Below are 612 nucleotides of genomic sequence, written 5' to 3' on the forward strand. Positions count from 1 at the left end.
CCGCAGAGCGTGCCGTCCGAGGCGTGGCGCTGGGTCGAAAGAGCTGGCTGTTCGCCGGTTCAGACCGAGGGGGTGAGCGAGCCGCGGCGATGTACAGCCTGATCTACTCCGCCAAGCTCTCCGGTATCGATCCTCAGGCCTGGCTCGCTGATGTTCTTACACGCATAGGCGGACACCCCAATACACGGTTAGACGAACTGTTGCCCTGGAACTGGAAGCTTATCAAAGATAGCGAGCGAGACGCCGCCTGATGACTGATACCATCTTCTTTACGCTGAAATACGTGGCTGCTGAGTTGAACGAGAAGCCGGCGCTCATCTACGAAATCGCCATCGACATGTTCACGGAAGATGGCTGCTACACCGCATACGACAATTACCCTGCATCGCCAGACCACAGCAGTCCCATCACCCTCTTCACTCCAGAGGGCATCACCTACCTCCGTGAGGCTCTCGAAGACAATCGGGATCATTATGAGGCGCGCAGGCGCGAAACCCAGCGCCAGAACAGAAAGCGTGGACAGAAGCCGCCGACAACTTGAACGCCGAGCCACTCTTTGCGCTCGTAAGTACGCACTTATGAGCGCTCATATCAGCACAAGCTGCGGTCTCA

The 612-nt window shown here is 57.5% G+C and carries 2 protein-coding genes; both read left to right on the forward strand.

Annotated features, from left to right (window positions below; genetic code table 11):
• Positions 1-251 (forward strand): transposase domain-containing protein (locus ACK8OE_RS20895; RefSeq protein WP_410274235.1); only part of this gene is annotated, 251 nt, incomplete at its 5' end.
• Positions 251-541 (forward strand): hypothetical protein, encoded by a 291-nt coding sequence (locus ACK8OE_RS20900; RefSeq protein WP_410274066.1) that lies wholly within the window; start codon positions 251-253, stop codon positions 539-541. The genes ACK8OE_RS20895 and ACK8OE_RS20900, both read left to right, overlap by 1 nt.
• Positions 542-612: the final 71 nt, after the last annotated feature.

It is taken from the genome of Asticcacaulis sp. W401b (genome assembly GCF_046503825.1).
In the GTDB taxonomy this organism is placed as follows: domain Bacteria; phylum Pseudomonadota; class Alphaproteobacteria; order Caulobacterales; family Caulobacteraceae; genus Asticcacaulis.

Excerpts from the sequence above, each read along its gene's own strand:
- ACK8OE_RS20900 (WP_410274066.1), top strand. The coding sequence starts at position 251 with ATGACTGATACCATCTTCTTTACGCTGAAATACGTGGCTGCTGAGTTG.